This window comes from Pseudomonas sp. HB05 (genome assembly GCF_016756915.1).
Classification (GTDB): domain Bacteria; phylum Pseudomonadota; class Gammaproteobacteria; order Pseudomonadales; family Pseudomonadaceae; genus Aquipseudomonas; species Aquipseudomonas alvandae.
The window spans coordinates 200263-219088 of record NZ_JAESPG010000008.1 but is presented as its reverse complement, the minus strand read 5'-3'; the positions used below and the strand labels follow the sequence as shown (position 1 = coordinate 219088).

The following is an 18826-nucleotide window of genomic DNA, read 5'->3' as shown; positions in this document are numbered from 1 at the left end:
GAAAATCCGGCGACAGGCGAAGAATTGATGACTATCGATATCGAACGCAATGCTCGACTTTCGGCCAAGCTAAAATTCATCCCGCATCTGCGTTGGTGGATGCTGTCCCTGTTTTTGCTCGGCGTCACCGTCAACTATATAACCCGCAATTCCCTGGGCATCCTGGCGCCGGAACTAAAGACCACGTTCAGCATGTCGACTGAACAGTACTCGTGGGTGGTCGCCTCGTTTCAACTTGCCTATACCGTTTTCCAGCCCATCTGCGGCTGGCTGATCGATGCGATCGGGCTCAAGCTCGGCTTCGTGGTATGCGCCGTCGTATGGTCAGTGATGTGCCTGCTTCATGCCGGGGCTGCAAGTTGGGTCCATCTGGCGATCCTGCGTTTTTTCATGGGCGCTTCGGAGGCCGCGGCCACACCGGCCAATGCCAAGGCGATAGGGGACTGGTTTCCAAAAAAGGAACGACCTGTCGCTGCGGGCTGGGCGGGGGTTGGCTTTTCCCTGGGGGCGATGCTCGCGCCTCCCATCATCTACCTCGCCCATGTATCCCTGGGCTGGCAGGGCGCATTCCTGATTTCCGGGGGGATCGGCCTGATTTGGGCCGCCGTCTGGGCGTGGCTCTACCACGCCCCTGATATCCATCCGCGCTTATCGCCTGATGAGTTGCTGCATATCCAACAAGACGGCGAAAAAATCGGCCAGCAAATGCCATTTTTCAAGGCGTTGAAGAAGATCGGCCGGGACAAGCGATTCTACGGTATCGCGCTTCCTGCCTTCATGGCAGAGCCGGCATGGGCCGTCATGAGTTTCTGGGTGCCGCTGTATCTGGCCAACGAAAGAGGAATGGACCTCAAGCAAATCGTACTGTTTGCCTGGGTTCCGTTTCTGGCGGCGGATCTGGGCAGTATCGCCAGCGGTTATCTGTCACGCGCTTACCATCGTTTTTTCAAATGCACCCGGGTGAACTCGATCGTCGCCAGTTCAATCACCGGCGCGTTCCTGATGTTTTCGCTCGCCGTGATGACCCAGGTGAAAGACCCCTATGTTGCGATAGCGCTTATTTCGCTTGGCGGTTTTGGCCACCAGATTATTTCCTGCATGTTGAGCGCACTGGTCGTCGAAACGTTTGATCGGGATGAGCTGGCAACGGTGAACGGAATGCGAGGTTCATGCGCCTGGATTGCCAGCTTTCTTTTCTCGCTGATCATCGGTGTCAGCGTGGACAAGATAGGGTTCAACCCATTGTTCATTGCGATGGGGCTCTTTGATTTTATAGGTGCGTTTTTCATGATTTTGTTTATCGCGGACAGAACGTCCAAATCAAAAGCGGTGCGTGCACAATGAAGTCACTTAAAGTCTGGACGCTACAGGCCCAGGAAAAAGGCTACGTCGAGCTCCTGGTCGAGGGACGGCATCTCTTCAGAATCCATATCCTCGAAGACGGTTTGGCGCGTGTCCTGCTCATGCGGGCTGGCACGTTGGCACTGGATCGGACCTGGAGCATCGCGCCCCGGGAGGACGTTGCCTGGGAGGGCCGGGCCCGCGAGTCGTTGGCGGATTTCTCTTTGCCCACGTACCGGGTCGAAGAAGGTCAGGATCGGTTGGTACTCACGACCAAAAAACTACGCATCACGGTGCATCAACCGCTGTGGCTACAGTGGGAATACCATGATGGCCAGGACTGGAGGCCGTTGGTCTCGGATCGGCCCACCGGTGCTTATTTGCTTGATGCTCATGGTGAAGGCCTGGAGCATTACCAGCTTCGCGCGCCGGAACATCGCTATTACGGGCTCGGCGAAAAAACCGGCGATTTGAATCGCGCCGGCAAACGTTTTGAAATGCGTAACCTGGATGCAATGGGTTATGACGCTGCGAGCACCGACCCGCTGTACAAGCATATTCCCTTTGTCATCACGCACCAGGAGCACGCCAGCTTCGGGATGTTTTATGACAACCTGAACACCAGCCTGTTTGATCTGGGGAACGAGCTGGATAACTATCACCGACCCTATCGTCGGTACAAGGCGGATGCCGGTGACCTCGACTACTGGGTACTTGCAGGCCCCCGCGTACTGGATGTGACGAAGGCTTTCGTTCGCCTGACCGGACGCACCTTGTTCCTGCCTAAATGGAGCCTGGGCTACAGCGGCTCAACCATGCGTTATACCGATGCCGATAATGCCCAGGAACAGTTGCTGGAGTTTCTTGATCTGTGCCGTCAGCACGATATTCCCTGTGACTCTTTTCAGCTGTCATCCGGGTACACCTCCATTGGCGAAAAACGCTATGTGTTCAACTGGAACCGTGAAAAGGTCCCGGACCCCAAGGCGCTTGCCCAGGCCTACCGTGATGCCGGCGTCAGGCTGATCGCCAACATAAAGCCATGCCTGCTTCAGGACCACCCGCGCTACGCCGAGGTCGCCCACCAAAAGATGTTCATCGGTGACTCTGAACACGACATGCCAGAGCGGTCGGTCTTCTGGGACGACGAAGGCTCTCATCTGGACTTCACCAACCCGGACGCTGTCGGTTGGTGGCAGTCAAATGTCACATCACAGCTACTGGAACTGGGCATTGAATGCACGTGGAACGATAACAATGAATTCGAAGTGTGGGACGGTGAGGCGCGCTGTCATGGCTTCGGGCGCGAGATAGCGATCAAACATATCCGGCCCGTCATGGCATTGCTGATGATGAGAGCGTCTTTAGAGGCACAACAGCGGTTTTCACCATCAGAACGGCCCTACCTTATTTCACGTTCAGGGTGTGCCGGCATGCAGCGCTATGTCCAGACCTGGAGCGGTGACAACCGGACCCACTGGAAAACACTTCGCTACAACACTCGCATGGGCCTTGGCATGAGCCTGTCGGGGTTGTACAACGTGGGCCACGATGTAGGTGGGTTCTCCGGCAACAAGCCGGATCCCGAGCTGTTTGTCCGTTGGGTCCAGAACGGTGTGATGCATCCACGCTTCACCATTCACTCCTGGAACGACGATGGCACGGTCAATGAGCCATGGATGCATCCTTCGGTCACCGATGCGGTCCGCGACGCGATCAGGCTCAGATACCGGTTGATGCCTTATTTCTACACCTTGCTGTGGCAAGCCAGTCACGAAGACGAGCCCATTCTGCGACCAACGTTTCTCGACCACGAGCATGACCCTCAAACGTTCAAGGAAAACGACGAGTTCCTTCTTGGCCGGGACGTCCTCGTCGCCAGCGTCGTAGAGCAAGGCGCACGCGAGCGCGAGGTATGGCTACCCCTGAATACGACAGGCTGGTGCGACTGGCACACCGGTGACTGGTACGAAGGCGGCCAATACGTTTCCCTGGATGCGCCGTTGGAACGTTTGCCCTTGTTGGTACGAGGGGGCGCTGCGATACCGACCGGTGAATGCCACAAGCTTAACGATCCCGCCCTTGATCGGCGTCGCGAGCTGGTGATTTTTCCCGCACCTTCAGGCACCTCCAGCGGCGTGTTATTTGAAGATGACGGCATCAGTCATGAGTGGAAAGATGGAGGCTGCCTGGTGATCCGATGGACCGTTGAATATGGTCCGGACTTCATTGATTTGACGATCGCTAAAACAGGGGATTTTCGTCCGGCGTGGGAACAGCTTGGGGTGGCCTTGAAGGTTGCGGATGGGAGAGCCTTGAGAGTCAATGGCCATGGTGGCTGCACGTTGACGCTGGTCGACATTCCGGAGCATAGGCCACTTCATTGATGCCCTGGTAAGTCTTGCCCTCCCGATCTGGGAGGGCAAGTAGCCCAATTTTGCTCGCTGTTTATCACTGCGCCTGCGCTTGGCTGTCGCTCAGAAACTCCTCTGCACTCACTACCTTCGCATAGGCAAACCCCAGCGCCGACATGAACGCGGCATGGACTTGTGCGGCCGGGACGACCACGCCGTTGAATTCAAGATCGCGAGTCGCGCACGCATCGTGAATCACCGTGACGCCGTAGCCCAGGTCTGCTGCCGCCCGCACGATGCCATCGATACACATATGGCTCATGCTACCGACCACCACCACCTGCTCAACGCCTTGCTGATCGAGGATCGCCTGCAGTTCGGTCTCGCGAAACGAATTGACGAAATGCTTGAGCACCACCGGCTCATCGGCACGGTTGAGCACCTTGGTATGCAATTGCGCGCCTTCGGAGCCTGGCGTGAAAAAGGGCGCTTCGTCGGAAGTGAATTCGTGGCGAATGTGCACCACCGGGTTTGTGGCCTGGCGAAACGCTTCGATCATTTTGGCGGCGTTTTCGGCTGCAGCCTCGACGCCGACCAATGGCCATTTTCCTTGGGGGAAGTAGTCGTTCTGGATATCGACTACGATGAGCGCTTGCTTGGACATGGGGACTTCCTCGGGTTGATTGCGGTGAAGCCAGTATTGGCCAAGCCCGGCGATGGGAGGATTGGCCGTAACGACAATAGGCGAGGTAAAACTGACAATGGCGCAGGAAAGGGCATTCGCTGAACTTGGCGTGCTGATGTATCCCGGCGCGCAATTGGCGGCGGTGCACGGCCTGACCGATCTGTTCACGGTCGCGGCCAGGATCGCAACCGAGCAGGCCAGTGTGCAGTTGCCGAGGCTGCGGGTGAGTCATTGGCGCACGGAAAACGGTGAGGCGCCGCTGCGGGTGTTCGACAGCGAGGACGCAGCGCCGGGCAAACTGATTGCCTTGCTGATCCCGCCCTCCATTGCCGGCTTCAATGAAAAGCTTGCCACGCCGGTCCTGATGGATTGGCTTCGGGCTCAGCATGCCGACGGCACCGTATTGGGCGGGGTTTGCGTGGGTTCGATCCTTCTGGCCGAAAGCGGCCTGCTCGACGGTCGCAGCGCCACCACCCACTGGACGTCGGCGAAGTCTTTCGCGGCGCGTTATCCGAAGATCAAGCTCAACGCCGACAAACCCATCGTCGATGACGGTGACCTGATCACCACGGCGGGGCTGATGGCCTGGTCGGAGCTCGGGCTGCGGCTGGTGGACCGTCTGCTCGGACCCAGCATCGCCACGCGCACGGCGAAATTCCTGGTGGTCGAGCACAGCGACAGCGCGAGTCAGTGCGGCAGCAATTTCGCGCCGATCCTGGGACACGGTGACGGCGCGATCCTCAAGGTGCAGCACTGGCTGCAGCGCAGCGGCGCGGTGGATGTCTCCCTCGGCGCAATGGCGGAGCAGGCCGGCCTGGAAGAACGCACCTTCCTGCGCCGGTTCCGTGCCGCCACCGGACTCAAGCCCACCGAATACTGCCAGCACCTGCGAGTCGGCAAGGCCCGGGAAATGCTGGAGTTCACCAACGGCACCATCGATCACATTGCCTGGACCGTGGGCTATCAGGACCCCGGTGCCTTTCGCTCGACCTTCAAGAAAATCACCGGGCTGGCGCCGAGTGATTACCGGGCGAGGTTTGGGGTAAGTCCGCCGAGCGCTTCCAAAGGCTGAAACCGACCCGTGGCGAGGGAGCTTGCTCCCGCTGGGTGCGCAGCGCCCCACAGAGAACTTACACCGCGGTGTGTCATTTTAATCGTTAGGGGCTGCTGCGCAGCCCAGCGGGATCAAGCTCCCTCGCCACAGAAAATCCGCAGTGGCGTCGTGCAATTTGCCGGATCCCCACTTCCCGTCGTGCAGAATGAAACAGGCCCCGTGCCACATCATCCGCCATCACCCCCGGTTCCTCGACCGTTCGTCCTCCGCCGTGCCGTTGGCCTGATCTCTGCAATCCTTATGGCTACGGCTATTGAGCGCAGTTTAAAGGACAACGCATGACGTCGATCCATCGTGACAAATTAGTAGTAGCTCACTCGGTCAATCCCCAGGCGCCGCTGCATGAAGTCGAAACCAATCGGGCGCTGGCGCGCTGGTTGGCGAATATCCTTGGCCTGGAATACGGTGGCAGCTACGATAACCAGCAACACGCCGGACGGGATCTGTACCTATTGCCCACGCAAACCCTGATCGGCGCGGAGGCTGCATTGCGCCTGGGCGTCAAGGGGCCGGATGATCTCTGGGGCGGTTACGTCGACCACGATTTCATCTGCACCAAGGCGATCGCCCATGGTCTGTTGAATAAGGACGCGGTTGCGCCGCAGGGCTGGTCGCCGCTGTTCGCCAAGCTGACCCGGGGCGTTGTACTCGACGGCGTCAGCGTGTTCTCCCTCAAGGATGCGCGCCAGGCCGCCGAGCATCTGCTTTACGCCGGACCGATTCGCTTCAAGCCAATCCATGCTTGCGCCGGACGTGGCCAGCGGGTCATCCGAAGCATCGCGCAATTCGACGAAATCGTCGCGGCGCCAGACGCCCAGGCGGTGTTCAGCGAGGGCATTGTGCTGGAGCAGAACCTCAATGAGATCAAGACCCAGAGCGTCGGCCAAAGCTTCATCAATGGCAGGGTCTTGAGCTACTGCGGCGTGCAACACCTGACCCATGACAACGAAGGGCAGGAGGTCTATGGCGGTTCCGACCTGCTGGTGGCCCAAGGTGGCTACATCGAGTTGCTCGGTCTGGAACTGCAAGACGATGTGCGCGAGGCGGTGCGTCTGGCCCAGGTGTTCGATGACGCCGCCAACCAGGCATTTCCGACGTTCTTTGCGTCGCGGCGCAATTACGACATCGCCCAAGGGACGGATACCGGTGGCCAGCCTCGCGGCGGCGTGCTGGAGCAATCCTGGCGTATGGGCGGTGCCAGCAGCGCGGAGCTCGCGGCACTGCAGGTGTTTGTCGAGGATCCTTCGGTCCGCGCGGTCCGGGTGTCCTCGGTCGAAACCTACACCGATCAGCCGCTGCCCCCCGGCGCGACGGAGGTTTATCGCGGCGAGGCAGAAAACGGTGACTTCCTACTCAAATACGTAACGGTTCAATCCTATGACGGCTAGAAGCGAAACCATCCAGATTGCCATCGATGATGAGCATATGAACGGGACCTTCCTGAGCCCAAAATCAAAGGTCCCCGGTGTGTTGTTCGTGCACGGTTGGGGCGGCAGCCAGGAACGTGATCTTGAACGGGCGAAGGGCATCGCCGGCCTGGGCTGCGTATGCCTGACCTTCGACTTGCGCGGGCACACGGGGGGCGCGGGAATTCCGTTGTCACGGGTTACGCGGGAGGACAACCTGCGGGACTTGCTGGCGGCCTATGACCGACTGCTGGCCCACCCCGGCCTGGACACATCGGCGATCGCGGTGGTCGGCACCAGCTACGGCGGTTACCTGGCCTCGATCCTGACGTCGTTGCGTCCGGTGCGCTGGCTGGCCTTGCGGGTTCCGGCGCTCTACCGGGACGAGCAGTGGCACACGCCCAAGCGTGACCTGGACAAGACCGACCTGCTGGATTATCGCAGCACCCTGGTCCACGCCGACACCAACCGGGCCTTGCAGGCCTGCTCGCAATTCACGGGCGATGTGCTGCTGGTGGAGTCCGAGACCGATGACCATGTGCCCCACGCCACCATCATGAGTTATCGAGCGGCGTGCCAGCAGACCCACTCGTTGACCCATCGGATCATCGACGGCGCCGACCATTCCCTGAGCGACCCCGTGTCACAACAGGCCTACACCTCGATCCTGGTGAGCTGGATCACGGAGATGGTGGTGGGCGAGCGGTTGAGCATTATTCAGGAGCGGTAGACATGTGGCGTTCAGGCGGGCCTCTTCGCGAGCAAGCCCGCTCCCACAAGAGACCTGTGTGAACCCGGGCTCAGACTCTCTGCGAATCCCTGTGGGAGCGGGCTTGCTCGCGAAGAGGCTAGCACAAGCACCTCGTGATTCAAGCAACCGCTCACTTGACCCCAGGCTTGACCCGCAACGCCTTGGCCTTCGCCTCGATCACCAGGTACATCACCACCGTGACCAACAGCGGCAGGATGAAATAGATCGCCCGGTAGGCAATCAACCCCGCGATCAAGCTGCCCCGTGACACCTCATGCTGCAACAGCGCGACAAACACCGCCTCCAGCACCCCGAGCCCGGCCGGAATGTGAGTAATCACGCCAGCAATGCTGCTGATCAACAGCACCCCGAGCACCACCGGGTATTCGAGTTTGCTCGGCAACAGCGTAAAGATCACCGCCGCCATCAGCGACCAGTTCAGCGCCCCCAATGCCAATTGCAACACGGCCATGCGCAGCGAAGGCAGGTTGATTTCCATGCCGCGCACCGTCCAGGCCCGGCGCTTGGAGAAACGGCAGGCCAGCAGATAGCCGGCGCTGATTAGCAATAGCAGCACTCCGACGCCTTGCAGCGCATCGCTGCTCAGTTTCCAGCCCGGAGGCATCGTCACCAGGCCACTACTGAACACCACGCCGGCCAAGGTCATATAGCCGAACCAGTTGGTGGCCAGGCTCAAGCCGAGAATCTTGGCGATATTGCCCGTGCTCACCCCCAGCCGCGAATACAGCCGATAGCGCATGGCGATGCCGCCGACCCAGGCGCTGAGGTTGAGGTTGAACGCGTAACTGATGACCCCCACTGGCAATATTTGCCGCCAACCGAGTTTTTGCCGGATGTAAGTGCGCCCGATCAGGTCGAAGCCGGCATAGGTGATGAAGCTGGCGATGGTCAGCGCGGCGGCGATCAGCAAAGTGCGCAGCTTGAAATCCGCCAGGGTCGTGAACACCTCGGACCAATCGATGCGCCGCGCCAGGGCGGTGAACAGCACGATCAGCAGCAGGAAAAAAGCCAGGGTCAGCGGGCGTTTCCAGCGACTCCAGCGCGACTTCGGCTTGGCCTGTTCCGGGGCTTGGGCATCTCTCGGCGCGGTGTGCGCTTCAGAGTGGTTCATGGGGTTCGCTCCGGACCGCCGTCGGCGGCGAAAAAGGTTTCAGACGCGGTTTATGGGCCGGCAACCATCCGGCCCAGGCCGGAAAATGACGCAGGAAGTGGAACACCATGAAACCGATGGTCATGCGCCACAGCCGCCCGCGACGGGCGTGATTTTCGGGCATGACGGTGCAGTGATTGCGGCTCAGGTGATCGAGCCGCTCGAACAGTTCGCGGTTGAACGCCCGGTCGCGGATCAGCACGTTGGCTTCCAGGTTCAGGGACAGGCTCAGCGGGTCGAGGTTGCTCGAACCGACCGTGCTCCAGTCTTCATCGACCAAGGCGACCTTGCCGTGCAGCGGCCGCTCGCAATACTCGTAGATCGTCACGCCGGCCTTGATCAGATAGTCATAGAGCATCCGCGCCGCGAGCTTGGCGATCATCATGTCCGGTTGCCCTTGCAGGATCAGCCGCACCTCCACGCCACGTCGCGCGGCGTTGCGGATCTCGCGCAGCAACCGATAACCGGGGAAGAAATACGCGTTGGCGATTACCACCCGACGCTGGGCGCTGCGCAGCACTTGCAGGTAGACCTCTTCGATGTCGGTCTGATGCTCGTGGTTATCGCGGTAGACCAGGCGCACCTGGCCGTCATGGTCGTTGAAGGCCAACTCGGTGCGGCGGCTGCGGCGACGTTGCCACCAATACTTGGCCCGGGCTGGCCGACCGCTTTGCAGCAGCGCGAAGTGATGGATATCCACCACCGCCGGACCTTTGATTTCCACTGAGTAATCCTGCTTGGCCTCGGGACCGAAGTCGCCCAGGTGGTCAGCGGAAAAGTTGATCCCGCCGATGAAAGCGATCACGCCGTCCACCACCACGATCTTGCGATGCAGGCGGCGGAACCAGTTGGTGCGGATGCCCAGGTGCCGGGGGGCCGGGTCGAACATTTGCAGGCGTATCCCGGCATCGCTCAACGAGGCGAGAAACGCCGTGCTCAGCTCACCGCAACCGAAACCGTCGAGGTTGACGGTGATGCGTACGCCGCGCTTGGCCGCATCGACCAATAAGTCCCGCAGTTCAAAGCCGACCTTGTCCTCGAACAGAATGAACGTCTCCAGGAGAATTTCTTCCTGGGCGCGGCGAATCGCTTCGAAAACCCGTGGGAAATATTCCTCGCCGTTTTCCAGCAGCGTGACGCGGTTGTTGCCGTGCCAGCCGTATTCGACGTCGGCCAGCGCCGGGTTGCGTTCGGTCGGCGGCACCTCGACCTTTTCCACCGTCGCCTTGTCCATCGTCGCGTTCATAACTCGATCTCCACCGACAGCGGTGCGTGGTCGGAAAGGTGCGACCAGGGACGTACATTCAGTACCTTGGCGTGATGGGCCTTGAGGTTGCGCACGTAGATGCGGTCCAGGCGCAGGATCGGCAGGCGCGCCGGAAAACTGCGGGCCGGCTTGCCCCACTGTTCGGCGAATACCTCCCGCAGGCCGCAGGGCGCGAGCAGGTCATTGGCCTTGCCACGCCAGTCGTTGAAGTCGCCGGCAACGATGACCGGTGCTTCGGGGGGCAATTCGCTCAAGCGTTGGCAAAGCAGCTTCAGTTGTTCGACGCGATGGCCTTCACGCAACCCCAAGTGGACGCAAATGGCATGCACGTCCTGTCCACCGTCAGCGTTCGGCAGGCGCAGCACGCTGTGCAGCATGCCGCGGCTTTCGTGGCCGCTGATGGACACGTCTAGGTTGTCGTGGCGGATGATCTGGAATTTCGACAGCAATGCGTTGCCATGGTCGCCCGCCGGATACACCGCGTTGCGCCCATAGGCGAACTGCGGCCAGAGGGTGTCGGCGAGAAACTCATATTGCGGGATGCTCGGCCAGTTGCTGTAGCGCTGGGGATGGTGCTCGTGGGTGCCGTGTACTTCCTGCAGGAACACCACGTCGGCGGACACGCTGCGCACGGCTTCGCGCAGTTCCGGCAGGATGAATCGCCGATTCAGCGCGGTGAAGCCCTTATGCGTGTTGACCGTCAGCACCGTGAATCGATTGACTCCGTCGAGCAGGCGCTGCGCCGAATCGTGCAGCGGCTCGCGAGTGGCTTCGCTGGATTCTGGCGTGCTCATGGCAATACTCCTTCGGCCGGGCGCACACCGGGAGCGGTGGCGAGATGCTTGTCCAGGTCGAAGCGCTCCAGCAGGTGGCGCGCGTCGTAGGGCGCGCGGACTTTGATGTCGTTGTCGAAATAGCAGAACACTTCCCGGCTCTTGCGCGGCCGGGGTTTCTTTTTCGGATCGATCAACTGTGCGTCGCTCGGCTGCGTACCGTGGCTCCAGGCCTCGATCCGGTCGCCCCAGCGCTTGAGCGCTTCGTCGGTGTAGCCGCTGGCGTACAACTCTTCGGCGCCGTGCAGGCGCAGGTAGACGAAATCACTGGTGACGTCCTCGCGATAGGGCCATTTTCCGGCGGTATCGGCGACCACCAGGGCAACGTCGTAGCGTTTGAGCAGGGCGACGAAGCGGGGGTCGATGAAGCTTTCGTGGCGGATTTCCACGGCATGGCGCAGCGCACGCTTTTTATCGGTCTCGGTGCTGGCGTGGCCGTCCAGGCGCGACTCGTGCTCCCGGGCCAGCGCGGCGGCGGCCTGGGTGTCATGGGGCAGTTGCTTGAGGAAGTCTTCGAACAGTTCCGGGTCGAATTTGAAGCTGGGCGGAAACTGCCAGAGGATGGCGCCGAGTTTTTCCTTGAGCTCCAGCACCCCGGACGCGAAGAAATTCGCCAGCGGCTTGTGAATGTCCCGCAGGCGCTTGATGTGGGTAATGAAGCGCGGCGCCTTGACGCTGAACACGAAGTCCGGCGGCGTCTCGGCGTACCACTGGGCATACCGTTCGGGACGTTGCAGGGCGTAGAACGATCCATTGATTTCGATGCTGTTGACCGCTCGAGAGGCGAATTGCAGTTCCCGTTTCTGCGCCAGCCCCTTGGGATAGAAATCCCCGCGCCAGGGCGTGTAGCGCCAACCGGAAATGCCAATGTGGATCGCCGTCATGTATCCCTCCCGTGCCAATGACCTCGTACTGCCTGTGTCTTTTGATGACCGCCGGGCGGGCTGGAAAGTTTCGGTGGTCTTACCGATGGTGGCGCAAACGGTGAAGTACCGTGGCGAGGGGATTTATCCCCGCTGGGCTGCGCAGCAGCCCCAACAGGCGGAGCACATTCAGCCTGACATACCGAGGCGTTAGATTTTGGGGCCGCTTCGCAGCCCAGCGGGGATAAATCCCCTCGCCACGGGATATCAGCGAACTTGCCGGCCCATTGTTGATCAGTTCCTTACCGACCCCGTGCGAAGGAGCCCCGCGTTTTGTCTCGATTGAGCACTGTATTGCTGCTATTGCTGCTGGCCATGACCGGCACCAGCGCCTACGGGACCGCTGCGGTCCCTGGCCTCCCCAAGCCTGCCGAAGCCCCGACCGAGCCCGAACCGCTGGTGCAAGGCGGCTTATTGGGAGCAATCAGTTCCAGCATCGACGATGTCCAGGACAAGCTCGACCTCGACCAGAGCCTGGTGGATGCCTGGCGCCTGCGGGCGGATCGGGCGGCTGACGAGGTCGATCGACTGGTGGACCAGACGTCCCGTTCATCCTGGCGGATAGCGGGCGATTTCCTGTTGCTGTCAGGCGTGTGGCTGGGGACCTTCGCGCTGATCTGGGCCGGTGCGCGCTTGCTGGTGCGACGTCTCGGTCGGCGCCGCTGGCTACGCACTCGCCAGCGGGTGCGGGACCTGCTCGGTTATCTGCTGCCGTACACCTTGCCGGCCGTGGCCTGCCTGCCCTTGACCCTTTACGTCAGCCATTTCCTGCAAGTCTCGGTCGGTCGCGCCCTCGCGCTGTGTTTCGCCTACGCCACCAGCAGCGGCATTGTTTCCACATCGGTGCTGCTCTGCGTGATCGTGATGTTCAACGCCGGCCATAAACGCCGTGCCGTGGCGATCATCCGGCGTTTCAGCCCACGGCCGTTGTTCCTGATCGGTTTCCTGGCGGCCCTCAGCGATGCCCTGACCAGCCCGCAGATCGCCCGCCAACTGGGCGGCAATATCACCAGCAGCGTCGCGGTGTTCACTGGGCTGTCGGCTTCGCTGATCTTCGGTTGGCTGGTGATCCACCTGCGCCGGCCCGTGGCCCACCTGATCCGCAATCGACCGCTGGCCCAGCGCCTCAAGCAACCGGCATTGCAGGAATCACTGCGGATCTTTTCCGGTCTCTGGTACTGGCCGATCCTGCTGATGGTGCTGGTGTCGGCGGTGAGCCTGATCGGTGTCGGCGAAGACAACCAGAAGGCCCTGCGTTGCGCTTTGTTCACCACCCTCCTGCTGATCGCGACGGTGTTCCTCAGCACCGTGTTCCAGCACATCTTCAAATCGCCCAAGGCCGAGGCCATCCAGCGCAACAGCGCCTACAAGGGGCGGTTGTTGAGCTTGCTGCACGCCTTGTTGCGGATCGTCATGGCCGTGGTATTCATCGAAGTGCTCGGACGGATCTGGGGAGTCTCTTTGTTCGAGTTCGCCTCGCGCAACGCCGTGGGACGGGCGATCAGCGATTCCTTGAGCCGCATCGGCCTGATCTTCCTGGTGACCTGGCTGACGTGGGTAGTGCTCGACACGGCGATCCAGGAGGCGTTGAAACCTCCGCTCAACAAGCGCGGCGCCCGGGCACCCAGCACCCGGGTGAAGACCATCCTGCCGCTGTTGCGCAACGCGGCTAAAATCATCCTGGTGGTGATTTGCGCGATCACCACCATGGCCAACCTCGGCATCAACGTCGCGCCATTGCTCGCCGGTGCCGGCGTGGTCGGGCTGGCGATCGGTTTCGGTTCGCAGCAACTGGTGCAGGACGTGATCACCGGGCTGTTCATCATCATCGAGGACACGCTGTCCATCGGCGACTGGGTGGTGCTCAGCTCCGGCCATGCCGGCACTGTCGAAGGCCTGACCATCCGCACCCTGCGCCTGCGCGACGGCAAGGGCTTCGTGCATTCGGTGCCGTTCGGGCAGATCAAGGCCGTGACCAACCAATCCCGGCAATTCGCCTTTGCGTTTTTCTCGGTGCAGTTCACCTACGACACCGACGTGGACCGTGCCATTGAATTGATCCGCGAGGCCGGCGATTCGATTTCCGAGGACCCGTTCCTCAAGTTCAACCTGCAAGGGCCGCTGGATGTGTTCGGCGTGGACAAGATGGACCTCAACGGCGTGGTCCTCACGGCCCAGTTCCGCACGGTCTCGGGCGGGCAGTACGCGGTGAGCCGGGCATTCAACCAGCGATTGAAAAAGCTTGTGGATAACGAGCCGTCGGTGCACTTCGCGCAGACTTATCCACAGCAGGTGGTGTTGCCGAAGCGGTTGGTTGAGGAGAAGGCAGGGGGCGAGCAGGCTGATCAAGCTCAATAATTACTTCAGGTTTGTGGTGAGGCTTATGGCCTCATCGCGAGCAAGCTCGCTCCCACAGTAGGTTTGTGGTGAATGGACAGCCCCCTGTGGGAGCGGGCTTGCTCGCGAAGGGGCCCGGCCAGACACCCTCAATTTTTCTGAATGAGCTTGTTCCTGACCCCAGCCATCCCTTCTGCATCCAACTCCACAAATAGCTGCTGCTTGCCCGCAACCAGCGCCGCCACCGGCAGCCCATCCCGATACACCAGCCGATTACTCGCCAGCGCCGGCACTTTCGCCCCGGGCAACAACGTGCCGGCCAAGTTCAACGGATCAACCCCGCACACCGCCACCAGGCTGCCATCGGTGGGCCGACGCCGTGCTTCGCGCAGCAGCGGGATGGCTTCGGGCAAGGCGAATTGTTCGCCGGCCAGCCCGCTGACAAAGCGCCCGCCTCGAATCTCGCCCCGTGCCTCCAGACGATGAAACGTGCGCAGCAATTCACGCCAGCTCGGCAGCCAATCGGCCTCGCGCTCCAGCAGGCGCCAGAACACCACGCCATAACGGCGCAACAGGGTCAGGGCGATGTGTTCCAGGGTATCGGGCGGTGTGGGCGCGGGCCGGTTGCCGGGTTCTGGCGCGGGCGAACTGCGGCGCAATAAGGCCCAGCGCCCGGCATCGTCCATGCCGCCGACAAACGCCCCGCGTCCGCGCCGGCTGCTACGGGCCTGGCGTTTGCTGGCAGGGGTGATCAAGGCCCGCAGCCCGGCGAAGCTGTCAGCATTCACGAGCCCGGCACCGACCAGTTCCTGCAAGGCGATTTCCAGTTCGCTGCGCAGCAAATGGGCCTCGTGCAGCAATTCATCGAAAAACAACGCGCCATGTTCACTGAGGGCCTGATGGACTTTTTGCGTCTTGAGCGACAGTTCGCTGATCGGTGTCTGCTCGGCCAGGCTGCTCCACAGCGCGACCTTGGCGCGCGGCAGCAACACGATCGGCGTGCTGCGCAAAGCGCTGGAGGATAACTTCTGACGAGCGCTCAGGCGCGTCCAGACGAACTTGCCGCTGCGGCACAGTTCGTCGAGCCAGCTCGGCGAATAATCCTTGATTCGCGCTGGCAAAAGGTCGCTGTCCCAGGCCGAGGCGGCGGCCGGGTAGCCTTCGAACTGGCCGATGATCGACGGCAGCACCGCGTTGCCGCGGCCCTGGCTGGACGGCGACAGATGCTGCCAGTCGAACAGGAAACGCATGAAATCCTGCAACATCACCGGCTCGATTTCCCGGCGCAAGCGCTTGACCGTGTAGCGGTGGATCCGCGCCAGCAGATGCCGTTCGCACCACTCCTCTTGAGCGGTGCCCGGAGTGAAGCGACCGCGCAGCACATACCCCTGTTGTTCGAGCTGGGCCAGGGCCTGGGTCGCTTGCGCCGGCGACAGCCCCAGCGGGTAGGCGATCGCCGTCAACGGCTGCGGGCCAAAGGCACTGAGCCGCGCGCGCAGCACTTCCACCACGGCCTCGTCGCTGTCCCACGGCTCATCGAACCCCGGCAGCGGTGTCAGCGGCGGCTGCCATTGGGCTTGTGGATAAATCGCCTGCAGGCACGTCAGCCGCTCCAGCGGCACCCACAGGCCGCGCTCGTCGCTGATCTGAATGTGGCTGGCGCGACCGCGCTCCGCCAGGGTCCGCAGCCCGTCCAGCCAAGACGGCTCGGCACTGGCTTCGCTGTCGGCGATGCAGGCCAGGCTCATCAGCGCTTCGTGGATTTCATCGACATTGGTCGGCGTCGGCCAGGCCTCTTCCCGCACGGCCTGGATGGCATTGGCGTCCAGCGCACCGAGGTCGTCGGTGGATTGCGGATCGCTCCAGCGCCGGTTGATCACCGCTTGGGTACGGCGCTCCTCCAGCGGCGCGTCGTCGAGAAAGGTGTAAGGCCGGGCGCTGAGGATTTCTGCCGCCAGGGGCGAGGGCGCCGGCAGGTCGCGGCTGACCAGGCGGATCTCACCCGCTTCCATGCGCCGCAACAGCGCCAGCCAGCCTTCGCTGTCCATCGCCTCGTGCAGGCAATCGTCCAGGGTTTGCTCCACCAGCGGATGATCAGGAATCTCTCGCTCGCCGGCGAGGTTTTCCAGGCAGGCGATCTGGTCCGGGAACACGCTGGCGATCAAGTCTTCACTTTTCATGCGCTGGATCTGTGGCGCGACTTTGCGCCCGCCGGTATAGCGCGGCAACGCCAGGGCCACGCCGGCATTCCAGCGCCAGCGCACGCCGAACAGCGGCGCATCCAATACCGCTTGAATCAGGATCTGCTCGGCGCTCTGGCTGTTGAGGTAGCGCCAGACCTCGTCCAGTTCGAAGCTGTGGCTGGTGGACAGCGACAGCACGATGGCGTCCTCGCTGGCGGCGGCCTGCAACTCGAAGTTGAAGGTGCGGCAGAAACGCTTGCGCAGGGCCAGGCCCCAGGCGCGGTTGATGCGGCTGCCGAAGGGCGTATGGATGATCAGTTGCGTGCCGCCGGACTCGTCGAAAAACCGTTCCATCACCAAGGTGTCCTGGGACGGCAGGGCGCCGAAGGCCAGGCGCGCCGGGGCGAGGTAATCGAGGATCTGCTCGGCGCTGGCAAGGTTCAGGTGCAAGGTGCCGGTCAGCCAGTCGAGTGCCGGTTGCAGATTGCCCGGCGTGACGCCGAGCAGTTGATCGAGCTGGGCTTGCAGGCGGGCGACGGCCTGAGACAACTCGGCGCTGCGCCCCGGGGCTTCGCCGAGCCAGAACGGGATGGTCGGCGGTTGACCCTGGGCGTCCTCGACCCGCACGCGGCCGGTCTCGACGCGGATGATGCGATAGGACGTATTGCCCAGTTGGAACACATCCCCGGCGATGCTCTCCACGGCGAAGTCTTCGTTGACGCTGCCGATGTTCAAGCCTTGCGGTTCGAGCAAAACGCTGTAGTCGGCGTTGTCCGGGATGGTGCCGCCGCTGGTCACCGCCGTGAGCTTGCTGCCCCGCCGCCCGCGCAAGGTCCGGGTCACGGCATCGCGGTGCAGGTAGGCGCTGCGCACGCCCTGTCGGCCATTGAGGCCTTCGGCGAGCATTTGCAGCAGGGCCTGGTAATGGTCTTCGTCCAGCTCCGCGTAGGGCGAGGCGCGGCGGAACATCTCCAGCAACGCCTGTTCATGCCATTCCTGGCAACTGACTTCGGCGACGATCTGCTGGGCCAGGACATCCAGCGGCGCCCTGGGGATGTGCAGGATGTCCAGCTCGCCACGGCGCACGCAATCGAGCAGGGCGGCACATTCGATCAAGTCGTCGCGGGTGGTGGCGAACAGGCGCCCCTTGGGCGTGCCACCGACCTGGTGGCCGGAGCGGCCAACCCTTTGCAGGAACGCCGAGATCGAACGGGGCGAGGCGATCTGGCAGACCAGGTCGACATCGCCAATGTCTATGCCCAACTCCAGCGACGCAGTGGCGATCAGTACCTGCAATTCGCCGCGCTTGAGGCGTTGCTCGGCGTCGAGGCGAAACTCCTTCGCCAGGCTGCCGTGGTGAGCCGCCACGGCGTCCTTGCCCAGGCGTTCACTCAGGTGGCGACTCAGGCGTTCGGCCAGCCGTCGGGTGTTGACGAATACCAGCGTGGTTCGGTGCGCCCGGGCCAGCTCGGCGAGGCGGTTGTAGACCAGTTCCCAGACGTCATTGGCCATCACCGCAGAAAGCGGCACCGGCGGCACCTCGATGTCCAGGTCGCGGGGGCGGGCGTGGCCGATGTCGACAATCTCGCAGGCGCGCCCTGCGCCGACCAGAAACCGTGACACCGCTTCGATGGGCTTTTGCGTGGCCGACAGGCCGATGCGCATCAGCGGTTCGGCGCACAGGGCTTGCAGCCGTTCCAGGCTCAAGGCCAGGTGGCTGCCGCGCTTGCTGGCGGCGATGGCGTGGATTTCGTCGACGATCACCGTGCGGGTGCTGGCGAGCATCTGCCGGCCGGAATCGGAGCCGAGCAGCACATAGAGCGATTCGGGGGTGGTCACGAGGATGTGCGGCGCGGTCTTGCGCATCGCCGAGCGTTCTTTTTGCGGGGTGTCACCGGTGCGCACGGCGGTGGTGATGGGCAAGGGCGGCAGGCCCATTCGCTGCAACTGCTCGGTGATACCGGCCAGGGGATTCTGCAGGTTGATCTGGATGTCGTTGCTCAGGGCCTTGAGCGGCGAGACGTAGACCACCAGCGTCGCGTCCGGCAGGCCACCTTGCTCCAGGCCGCGGTGCACCAGGTCATCCAGCACTGCGAGAAATGCGGTCAGGGTCTTGCCCGAACCCGTTGGAGCGGCGACCAGCACCGAACGGCGCTGGCCGATCAACGGCCACGCCCGGGCCTGGGCGGCCGTGACCGCCGGGAATGTCTGGCTGAACCAGGCGCGAACGGCGGGGTGAAAGCCTGCCATGGCGTGGTCGGCTGCAAGGGGCAGATTCATGTGGGCAGTTTAGGCGGGTGGGGTGGGGATGATGCAAGTGGCGAGGGGATTTATCCCCGCTGGACTGCGCAGCAGTCCCTTTAATTAACACCTGGGTGGGTCAGGCTCGCCTCATTTGCTTGGTTGGGGCTGCTGCGCAGCCCAGCGGGGATAAATCCCCTCGCCACAAGAGCTCAGCAAC

At 62.2% G+C, this 18826-nt stretch carries 12 protein-coding genes; 6 read left to right on the top strand and 6 right to left on the bottom strand.

Annotated features, from left to right (window positions below):
- Positions 1–27: 27 nt before the first annotated feature.
- Positions 28–1344: an MFS transporter gene (locus JMN22_RS10320; RefSeq protein ID WP_198796655.1), complete on the top strand. Its 1317-nt coding sequence runs from the start codon at positions 28–30 to the stop codon at positions 1342–1344.
- Positions 1341–3728: a glycoside hydrolase family 31 protein gene (locus tag JMN22_RS10315; protein WP_198796656.1), complete on the top strand. Its 2388-nt coding sequence runs from the start codon at positions 1341–1343 to the stop codon at positions 3726–3728. The genes JMN22_RS10320 and JMN22_RS10315 overlap by 4 nt, the downstream gene beginning before the upstream one ends.
- Before the next feature lie 64 nt (positions 3729–3792).
- On the opposite strand, the gene JMN22_RS10310 is transcribed toward JMN22_RS10315, so the two are convergent.
- Positions 3793–4359: a cysteine hydrolase family protein gene (locus tag JMN22_RS10310; protein ID WP_198796657.1), complete on the bottom strand. Its 567-nt coding sequence runs from the start codon at positions 4357–4359 to the stop codon at positions 3793–3795.
- Positions 4360–4456: 97 nt separating this feature from the next.
- On the opposite strand from JMN22_RS10310, the gene JMN22_RS10305 reads away from it, so the two are divergent.
- The 3 genes from JMN22_RS10305 to JMN22_RS10295 all read left to right on the top strand — a co-directional run bounded on the left by JMN22_RS10305 (position 4457) and on the right by JMN22_RS10295 (position 7630).
- Entirely contained in the window at positions 4457–5452 is a 996-nt protein-coding gene (locus tag JMN22_RS10305) for a GlxA family transcriptional regulator (RefSeq protein ID WP_198796658.1), read from the top strand.
- 320 nt (positions 5453–5772) lie between these two features.
- Positions 5773–6882, top strand: a complete 1110-nt coding sequence (locus JMN22_RS10300; RefSeq protein ID WP_198796659.1) for a DUF3182 family protein — start codon at positions 5773–5775, stop codon at positions 6880–6882.
- Positions 6872–7630 carry an alpha/beta hydrolase family protein gene (locus tag JMN22_RS10295; protein ID WP_030140481.1) on the top strand — a complete coding sequence of 253 codons (759 nt, stop codon included), beginning with the start codon at positions 6872–6874 and terminating at the stop codon, positions 7628–7630. Before JMN22_RS10300 ends, JMN22_RS10295 begins: the two co-directional genes overlap by 11 nt.
- 151 nt (positions 7631–7781) lie before the next feature.
- Here JMN22_RS10295 and JMN22_RS10290 read toward each other — a convergent pair whose 3' ends face one another.
- Genes JMN22_RS10290 through JMN22_RS10275 form a run of 4 tightly spaced genes read right to left on the bottom strand, consistent with a single transcriptional unit; the run spans position 7782 to position 11806 of the window.
- The gene (locus tag JMN22_RS10290) at positions 7782–8783 is read right to left on the bottom strand and encodes a lysylphosphatidylglycerol synthase domain-containing protein (RefSeq protein WP_030140480.1); all 1002 of its coding nucleotides are present in this window, start codon (positions 8781–8783) and stop codon (positions 7782–7784) included.
- Entirely contained in the window at positions 8770–10068 is a 1299-nt protein-coding gene (gene clsB / locus JMN22_RS10285; RefSeq protein WP_198796660.1) for a cardiolipin synthase ClsB, read from the bottom strand. Before clsB ends, JMN22_RS10290 begins: the two co-directional genes overlap by 14 nt.
- Positions 10065–10883: an endonuclease/exonuclease/phosphatase family protein gene (locus tag JMN22_RS10280; protein ID WP_030140478.1), complete on the bottom strand. Its 819-nt coding sequence runs from the start codon at positions 10881–10883 to the stop codon at positions 10065–10067. Before JMN22_RS10280 ends, clsB begins: the two co-directional genes overlap by 4 nt.
- Positions 10880–11806 carry a DUF72 domain-containing protein gene (locus JMN22_RS10275; RefSeq protein WP_030140477.1) on the bottom strand — a complete coding sequence of 309 codons (927 nt, stop codon included), beginning with the start codon at positions 11804–11806 and terminating at the stop codon, positions 10880–10882. Before JMN22_RS10275 ends, JMN22_RS10280 begins: the two co-directional genes overlap by 4 nt.
- Before the next feature lie 354 nt (positions 11807–12160).
- Between JMN22_RS10275 and JMN22_RS10270 the strand changes: the two genes are divergently transcribed.
- Positions 12161–14203 carry a mechanosensitive ion channel family protein gene (locus tag JMN22_RS10270; RefSeq protein WP_437127686.1) on the top strand — a complete coding sequence of 681 codons (2043 nt, stop codon included), beginning with the start codon at positions 12161–12163 and terminating at the stop codon, positions 14201–14203.
- Positions 14204–14331: 128 nt separating this feature from the next.
- Here JMN22_RS10270 and JMN22_RS10265 read toward each other — a convergent pair whose 3' ends face one another.
- Entirely contained in the window at positions 14332–18645 is a 4314-nt protein-coding gene (locus JMN22_RS10265; protein WP_198796662.1) for a DEAD/DEAH box helicase, read from the bottom strand.
- Positions 18646–18826: the final 181 nt, after the last annotated feature.